The sequence below is a fragment of the Alkalibacterium sp. MB6 genome, assembly GCF_009935905.1.
Classification (GTDB): Bacteria; Bacillota; Bacilli; order Lactobacillales; family Carnobacteriaceae_A; genus Alkalibacterium.
Window position 1 is genome coordinate 1 of sequence record NZ_PREX01000041.1, and the last position, 8,392, is coordinate 8,392.

The window sequence follows — 8,392 nt, forward strand, 5'->3', positions numbered from 1 at the left end:
AACGTCTTTATCAATGAGAAACGGGCGACCTATGTTTTTGATCGCGGGTATCTGGATTTCGCTCAGTTTGATCAAATGAACTGGGAGGGCTACTTTTTCGTTTCCCGCATTAAAAAGAATACAGCCGTTCATGTTCAAGCGCACCTGGAAGTGTCTCATGAATCAGGGATTATCAGTGATCAATTGGTTCAGCTGGGAAAATCGACCTACCTGACGGGGTTGTTTCGCTTAGTAACGATTGAACGTAATCATCAATCGAATCTACGTATCCTGACGAACCGAATGGATCTTTCAGCAGAGGCTATCGGAAAGATGTATCAATCAAGATGGCAGATCGAGTTGTTTTTCAAGCACATCAAACAACATTTGACCATTAAAACGTACTATTCACAGTCTGAACAAGGCGTAGAGAATCAAGTGATTCTTGCGATGATTGTCTACTTATTGACGTTACTGATGAAACTAGAATTAAGGTTGAAATCAACCCTCTTCACTATTTTGAGACAAATCAGAGCGTTACAGTATGAACCATTTGAGTGTTTCAAAGAATCGTTCGCACCTGGTTAAGTGAAAGAGAGTACAAAAAGACTAATCCACAACTGAATAACCCTAAAAATTTCTGGAAAAAGTCATCCCTTGCGCCAGCAATTGACTTTTTTGGAAATTTTAACGAAAACTACTTGTGATAAAAGTAACAACCTATAAAACCTATTTATTCTAAGTTTTATGCAACACTAGTGATTTTTATTACTAAAAATATATTTTTTTCTTCGTCTAATGTATTTTCTTTTAATACTTCAAAAGTACTTTTAGGGATTTCACCTGAGGCATTAACTGCTGCAATCATAATTGGAAAATGTTTCGGTAGCGCTAGATCTTCGTAGCGATTTGTGACATCGAAGTTAATTTCACGTTCTTTACCTTCAGCAATTTTGTTTTTAAATTCTGGATCAAATAATACTGCTGAGCCAAGAGCTACAATATCTCCATAATTTAGTGCATCTACAGCAGCTTCTGGAGTTAAGATATCTCCTACAACAACTAACGCTGTACGATCACGAATCAAGTCATAAATAACTTTATTTGTACTTTCTCCCTTATATTTTCCCATTTCTGCTGGAGCTTTATAAGCTTCTTCTCCCCATTTTGAAGAATGAATATAGTCAATACCTAAATCCGCTAATTTATCAATTAAGTATAACGGTTTTTCATATCTGTACTATCTGAATATTTATTTGAAATATTCACCTACTTATCTAACTTATTCCTTGACATCTTTATAGCTGACTTTAAAAAAAAGAAGCGATAAAAACGTATGCAATCACTATTCTAAATCAAGTGTCTGATCGGTTCGGATGTTCGACAATATAATAAGATTGAATTTTATATATGTGATAACCCGACAGGAGGTGAAACTTAAAAAAGTTGATATGGTCTATCATGAGATAGTTTTCACACAATAAAAATAAAGTATGAATTATTTAGGTAGACTTTGTTTGTTGAAAATATTAAACAAAGATCTAAAATTATTCACAGTTAAAACATTTGGTACATTCGTACTTTGCTTAGTAAATTCAAAATATACAGAGTTCCAATTATTTTGTATTGATGCCCGCACATCGTTTTCAATATGATCTCCTACATATAAAATATACTTACCTGATGTCTTTAATTTTTTCCCACTGATCCTCACTCGGGCCATTTGTTAATATAAAAGGTTGTACATGAAGTTCCTTAAGCAACTGAATAAATTCAAGTGCATCCGGCCTTAATGTAATGTTATTCCTAAAATATTCATATAGAGAATGAAAAATCAGTGCTTCTTCTTCGCTAATAGTTTTGCCAAAATCTTTATACGCCGATTTCACACGATCCAATTTATAAGAAAGCTTACTTTTCTTCCCCGTAGTGTACTTATCAAATTCGTTTATTGAATATTTTTGAAAAGTTTTATTAAACTTTTCAAAATGACTATTCGTACAAACTACTTCTTTTTCCATGATGTAAAATGTATTTTTATATACATTATCTCTATTATACAAAGTATCATCTAAATCAATACCAACATATTTAATATTATCAACTATATTTTCCATGTACAATTACAATCCTATTCTTTTGAGCGCGTGAATCACTCCATCATCATTATTTGTAAGTGAAATAATATCTGCCATTTCTTTTATATCTGGATGGGCATTATCCATTGCGATTGCAACATTAGCTACTTTTAACATCGTTCGATCGTTTAAACCATCTCCTATTGAAATAATAGAGCGATGTGGTATTTCTAATTCATTCGCTAATTTAAGTAATGAACTTCCTTTATCAATCTCTTTAGGTAAAAATTCAATCAAATAATCTTGAGAAAATATGATGCTGAATTGTTTATAAAATTTTTCTGGTAACTTTGATCGTAAACACGAAATCTTATCCGGTTCTGAAAAAATCAGTAATTTAGTAATATATTCAAGATGATTTATGTGCGTAATATCATAGTATTCCATTATCATCTTATTTAGACTTGCATCATAAGACATTAGATCAGTAATGTTTTTAGATAAAGAATAAAATTTATGTTCGTCTAATATACTAACATCTGTTTCATAGGCATCTGCATATTCTAAAATTTCTAACACTTCATCATGCTCTAAACTACTAATTTGTAGAATTTCATCTTCTGGTGTTTGAATGAGACTACCATTTAGCGCAATTCGAAACACATTTTCATACAATTCTTTAGGCAACAAGTTTTTAATTCCAGCGAGAGGCCTCCCTGTAGTTATGACAATTTTTGCTTTTTTTCTATAAATAAGATTTAAAAGATAATCGATTTGTTTCTGCGTAACATAATTTCTATCATGAAGTAAGGTGCCATCCATATCTATCGCTAGTAATTTCAACCGTCATTCACTCCTTTCATATAATAATAACATAAAAAAAGGGCTGAAATTATCAGCCCTTTTTTCGTTTTATTCGTGACCCTCATCCGGAGTACCTTGGTTCCAAATTTCGTTACCCGCAACTAGATCGTCCACGGTGCCAATTTTTTGTCCTTTAGAGTAGTATCCATCAAGAATACCAAGTTTTTGGAATACTGTTTGTTTATAAGCAATGTCTGCATTCCATTCAACAATATCTAAAATTTGTATTGCTTTATTAATTGCTTCAATTCCATCTTCACCAGGAGTCAATATTAAAACTCCATGGCTATCTAATAAGATATGTCTTGGTAATCTTGAATCTTCTTTTAATTCTTTTTCAACTACTGTAGCTAACTCAACTGTCGTGTTAGGTTCGAAATCTAAAACTTTAATGAACTCTACCTTTTGGGTTGATTCTGTTAAGTTAGGCATGTTTAGCTTACTAGTTGCCCAGAACATAGAATTTGGCGCATGTGCGTGAAACACACTTTTTATTTCTGGATTAGTTTTATATGCAGCTAAATGCATGTTAATTTCTCGTGTAAGATTCCCTTCACCTGCGACCTTTTTTTCTGATTCTAAATCAACAACTAATACTTGAGCAGCGCTTACATTTCCGTAATATGCCTCTGACATCATAGACGGAGTCATAATGATAAATTGTTTTCCATTTTTATCCTCAGTTAAAAATGACCAATTGCCTCCAGCTGAGTTCGTATTCTTTCTTTCAAATGTCATCTTAACGATTTTGGCCATAGTATCACGTTCATATTGAAACATTATCTTACCAGCAGTCATATTCTATTTCTCCTTTTTATTTTCGTAGTTTTCTTGCATATTCTTATACAGCTTTCTAGCTTTTTCTTTTCGATCTTTTTGTTTTCTATTGTATTCACCAAAAAGTTCCTCATATCCAAATTTATATATAATAATAGCTATTCCAATTGCTAAAATATTATATATAGTATTACTTGTTACTAAACTTAGGGTGAAAAACATCATAGCGCTGAATAATAATACGTACCACAAACTTTTTTTAGGTTTTGCTTCATGACTTCTCAAGTTCCTCATACCTCTCTGATGGTACAGGTGTCTTAGTCATTGCTTTATATAGCCAGTAGAAGAGAGCGAAGAAAATGACTGCAGCTACAATAGCCCATAAATTACCATTAAATGCTTCTGCTAAAAAGATACGTAATTCTGGTGCTTCAATAGAAGACCAAGTAATTAAGCTTCCCTCTGCCACATCAATTGCCCCTGTAACATCCGCCATCTCAGTTAAGATTGGGGCTAAATAAGTTGAACCGTATAGATAAATCGGCATAGTAATTACACCAAGGATTAACATTCTAAAAATATTGCCCCCTGTAAGTAATAGTCCACCTACGGCGATTGAATAGTTAAGAACTCCAGCAATTGGTAGAACTTCGTTTCCTGGTAAGACTAGAGAAAAACCTATAAATACAGGAACCAGCAAAATCAGAGTAACCCATAATTCGGAACTACCAGCAAGAATTGGCCAGTCTAATCCGATATATACTTCACGGTCATTGAATCGTTTTTTCATAAATTCAGACATTGCTTCTGAAAGTGGTGATAGAGCTTGCATAAACAATTTACTTACCATTGGGAATAATACCATGGCTGTAGAAATTTGAATGCCTAAGTTTAATGATCCAGTGATACCATATGCACCAGCAAAACCTAAAAGGATACCAATAATGAATCCCATGACTGAGTTTTCAGAGAAAATACCAATTTTCTTTTGTAACTCTGCAGTGTCTGCTTTTTTATTTAAAAATGGTACTTTATCCATCAATTTATTGAGGGGTAACATTAATACCGCAGATAAATTCATTGGGTGAGTAACGGTAGCTAATGGAATACCAGTAATATCTTCAATATGTGGCTGGAACATATCTCCCAATTTGAATTCCAAAATCATTTGAACAATAGCTGCTAAGAATCCTGCCCATAAATAACCACTTACGTGAAAAACTAGGTAAGCTGTCAAACCTTTACCCCAAACGTTCCACATATCAACGTTCAGTGTTTTTGTCCAGTTCAATGACAACATGATAATATTTAATACGATTTGAATTGCGAAGAGTAGAAAAATATATACCCATGCCCAAGCAAGCGACGCTGCAGCTGTCCATCCTAGATCAAGTGCAGGCAATGTAATTCCAGTATTTAATGCTAAAGCTTCCGATGCAGGTTGTACAGCTTCAGAAATAAATCCGATGATTAAGTTCATACCTGTAAAAGCTACACCAAGTGTAATAGCTGACATAAAAGCTCTTCGTACTTTCATTCCTACTACTAATCCAAGGATGAAGATTAGGAGAGGGACAAATATTCCCGCCCCTAAATTTAATATCCATTGAAAACTATTTTCTAATATAACCATTTATTTCACTCCCTATTTTTTAGTAGACTTAACAATTTTTTCGTACACATCGTCTACACCCATGCCCGTTAAGAATGGCACTCCTGGATAAACATCTATACCTAATTGTTCTGCTTGCTTTAAGACTTCTGAATCAGGTTTTGCTATATATACATAGATGCTAGAACTAGGTAATTCATTTTCAATAGATTTATAATCAACCGCCTCAACCGGGTAATTAATACCATCTGCCTCAAATTTATTTTTTATTTTTTCAGCAATTGTAGTACTTGTAGCGACCCCACTACCACATGCAACGATTAAACGCTTGTTTCTTGACATGATTTTTCATCCTCTCTTAATTATAAATTTTTATTCACTAATGATAGCATTTCTGTTTTATTAGAAACTTCAACGAAATTGTTTACAAATTCATCATTGGAGAACAAATCCATTAAGCTCGCTAATAAATTAACTTGTTTGGCTGAGTCTTTAATACCTAGAAAAAATATGTCTTTTACTTTAATTTCTTGATTATCACCCATTTGATTAAACGTAATAGGTTCATTTAACCGAACAATATAAATGAATGCCTTCTCAATGTATTGAGTATCAGAATGAGGCAAAGCAATATTTAAGTGTTGCGTAATTAGTCCTGTTGGAAATTCTTCTTCTCGTTGACTAATACCTTTTAGATATCCAGCATTAACATAGCCTTTTTTATTTAAGTCATCAGCTATTTTTCGAAAAAGATCACTTTTATTTTTCACTTCCAAATTTAGACATATTAATTCAGGACTAAAAAGTTCTTTAGTGTTCATTTCCCTCCTCCTTTCTGTTTTTTTTTGTTTGACTTTGTTTCCCAATTTCATAATAACTCGATTTAATAAAAATGTCAACGCTATCAAAGAAAAATATTGATTAGTCTTAGTATTTAGTTTACAATGTGTAATATAGATTAACAAAGTCGAACACAAAGTCAAACATAATAAAAAGTTGAGGATGCTTATATGCTAAAATTTGAGAGACACAAAATCATACTAGAAAAATTAGGTGACATCGATACACTAACTATAGCTGAACTTGCTCAGGAGTTAAATGTGTCTGAGATGACCATCCGAAGGGATGTTAATGAACTTGCGGATCAAAATAAATTGATCCGTCTATATGGTGGAGTACAGAAATTAAATATAAAAGAAAGAGAATTAACAACTGAGGAAAAAATGAATCTCCATATAGAAAATAAAGAACAAATTGGAAGGATAATGAATACAGTGGTGAATGAAAATGATGTTGTGTATTTAGGGGCGGGAACCACTATATTATATGCACTTCCGTTTATAAATAAAAAGAACCTTACTTTTATAACCAATAGTTTACTTGCATTTAACTACTTAATTAATAATACTACTTATCGTGTGCAGCTAACTGGTGGAGAATATTTGAAATCTACAGAAGAATTTGTCGGAGAACATGCAGAAAGGATTTTTAGTAATTTGAATATTGATATTGCATTTGCAGCCACTAATGGTATTTACAATAATAACATTACAACTTCTAATGCACTGGAAGGGAGTATACAAAGATGTGCTTTTGAACACTCTAAAAAAAAGATAGTCGTGGCAGATAGTACTAAATTTAATGTTTCTGACGTTTATACTTTTTATAAATTAAGTGACTTAGACTATGTGATTACTGATGATAAAATGAATGATAGTACATTTAAATATTTTGATTCCTATGGGAATATACTAAATAAGGAGTTGGTCCAATGATTATTACGCTTACTTTAAATCCTTCCATCGATTATCTTTATACCATTGATCATTTTCAATTAGGTGCCCAAAATCGCTTTGAAAAACCCGTCCGTATGGTTGGTGGAAAGGGGATAAATGCAGGAAGAACAGCTTCAATTTTGGGATCAAAGGTACTTACTACAGGAGTGCTAGGTGGAATTAACGGAGAAATAGTCAGGCAATTTTTAACTAAAGAAAAATTTTTACAAGATTTCATAGAAATAGACGGAGAAACAAGAAATGCTATAACCATAATGCACAACAATAACATTCAAACAGAGATAACAGAAGTAGGGCCTTTTATTAATTCAAAAATTGAAAAAAATATTTTAAATAAATTGATTAAACAATGCAATTCGAATCCTAATGTAAAAGTTATTTGTCTCTCTGGTTCTGTTAATTCAAATAACTTAAAATTATACAGAGAATTTATAAATGAATTACAAACTAATCTTAATGACGATGTCAAAGTTTTAGCTGACATATCTAGAGAACAACTCTTCGATGTTCTTAATAGTGATATAAAACCTTATTTTATAAAACCCAATATACATGAGTTTTCTGAGGTAGTAGGTACGGATATAGTTACAAAAGAGGAAATAATTGAACAGTTAAATACGTCTTCTTTATTTGATGATATCCCATTTATAGTAGTTTCTTGTGGTGAAAAGGGAGCAATTGCTAAATATAATGATGTTATTTATGATTTGCAAATACCTAATATAAAACTAATTAATCCAACAGGATCAGGCGATTCGACTGTTGGAGGGATAGCTTATGGATTAGACAACGGCTTAGAAATTGAAGAGATACTTAAATATGCCATGGCTGCAGGTGTTGCAAATGCAATGGAAGAAGCTGTTGGGTTTATTTCTGTTGAAAATGTCACAAAGATTAAAAATCAGGTAAAAATAACCGTGATAAAAGAATAAATTTAAAATTAGTATTGGAGGAAAAATCATGTTAATGGAAGATATTAGAAAAGAAATAATAGAATATGGTAAACGTTTAGTAGATACTGACCTAACTAGCGGAACCGGTGGAAATCTTAGTTACTATAATCGAAAAGATGAATATATGGCTATTACGCCAAGCGGGTTAGATTTTTATAAAACTAATCCTGAGGATATAGTCATCATGAAATTAGATGGAACTATTGTAGATGGAGATAGAGTTCCTGGTTCTGTTGCAAAGTTTTAAATAAAGACACTAGTGTTGCATTAAAATTTTAAACTGTTCCATCGTATAAAAAAATCCTTTATACTAGTACTCGGATGACTTATCCA

General features: G+C 32.3%; 12 protein-coding genes. 4 read left to right on the top strand and 8 right to left on the bottom strand.

Translation table 11 applies throughout. The features are described from left to right. Positions 1-567: IS4 family transposase (locus C3945_RS11325; RefSeq protein ID WP_161879762.1), on the top strand; the 567-nt coding region annotated here is incomplete at its 5' end. A 157-nt stretch (positions 568-724) separates the two neighbouring features. Here C3945_RS11325 and C3945_RS11330 read toward each other — a convergent pair. The 8 genes from C3945_RS11330 to C3945_RS11365 all read right to left on the bottom strand — a co-directional run bounded on the left by C3945_RS11330 (position 725) and on the right by C3945_RS11365 (position 6,131). Then, positions 725-1,111 (bottom strand): hypothetical protein, encoded by a 387-nt coding sequence (locus tag C3945_RS11330; protein ID WP_161879763.1) that lies wholly within the window; start codon positions 1,109-1,111, stop codon positions 725-727. 544 nt (positions 1,112-1,655) lie between these two features. Further along, positions 1,656-2,096: an HAD family hydrolase gene (locus tag C3945_RS11335; protein ID WP_161879764.1), complete on the bottom strand. Its 441-nt coding sequence runs from the start codon at positions 2,094-2,096 to the stop codon at positions 1,656-1,658. 6 nt (positions 2,097-2,102) lie between these two features. After that, a complete protein-coding gene (locus tag C3945_RS11340) occupies positions 2,103-2,900 on the bottom strand; it encodes a Cof-type HAD-IIB family hydrolase (protein WP_161879765.1) in 798 nt (265 codons plus the stop codon). A gap of 69 nt (positions 2,901-2,969) precedes the next feature. After that, the gene (locus C3945_RS11345; protein ID WP_161879766.1) at positions 2,970-3,719 is read right to left on the bottom strand and encodes a class II aldolase/adducin family protein; all 750 of its coding nucleotides are present in this window, start codon (positions 3,717-3,719) and stop codon (positions 2,970-2,972) included. 3 nt (positions 3,720-3,722) lie between these two features. Next, entirely contained in the window at positions 3,723-3,983 is a 261-nt protein-coding gene (locus tag C3945_RS11350; RefSeq protein WP_161879767.1) for a hypothetical protein, read from the bottom strand. Continuing rightward, entirely contained in the window at positions 3,970-5,331 is a 1,362-nt protein-coding gene (locus tag C3945_RS11355; RefSeq protein ID WP_161879768.1) for a PTS galactitol transporter subunit IIC, read from the bottom strand. Before C3945_RS11355 ends, C3945_RS11350 begins: the two co-directional genes overlap by 14 nt. A 12-nt stretch (positions 5,332-5,343) precedes the next feature. Then, the gene (locus C3945_RS11360) at positions 5,344-5,652 is read right to left on the bottom strand and encodes a PTS sugar transporter subunit IIB (RefSeq protein ID WP_161879769.1); all 309 of its coding nucleotides are present in this window, start codon (positions 5,650-5,652) and stop codon (positions 5,344-5,346) included. Positions 5,653-5,672: 20 nt separating this feature from the next. Next, a complete protein-coding gene (locus C3945_RS11365) occupies positions 5,673-6,131 on the bottom strand; it encodes a PTS sugar transporter subunit IIA (RefSeq protein ID WP_161879770.1) in 459 nt (152 codons plus the stop codon). A 189-nt stretch (positions 6,132-6,320) separates the two neighbouring features. On the opposite strand from C3945_RS11365, the gene C3945_RS11370 reads away from it, so the two are divergent. From C3945_RS11370 to C3945_RS11380, 3 genes are read left to right on the top strand one after another with little or no spacing between them, the layout of a single operon-like run. Further along, a complete protein-coding gene (locus tag C3945_RS11370; RefSeq protein WP_161879771.1) occupies positions 6,321-7,085 on the top strand; it encodes a DeoR/GlpR family DNA-binding transcription regulator in 765 nt (254 codons plus the stop codon). Continuing rightward, the gene (locus C3945_RS11375; RefSeq protein WP_161879772.1) at positions 7,082-8,038 is read left to right on the top strand and encodes a 1-phosphofructokinase family hexose kinase; all 957 of its coding nucleotides are present in this window, start codon (positions 7,082-7,084) and stop codon (positions 8,036-8,038) included. Before C3945_RS11370 ends, C3945_RS11375 begins: the two co-directional genes overlap by 4 nt. 28 nt (positions 8,039-8,066) lie before the next feature. After that, positions 8,067-8,306 (top strand): class II aldolase/adducin family protein, encoded by a 240-nt coding sequence (locus tag C3945_RS11380; protein ID WP_161879773.1) that lies wholly within the window; start codon positions 8,067-8,069, stop codon positions 8,304-8,306. Positions 8,307-8,392 lie beyond the last annotated feature (86 nt).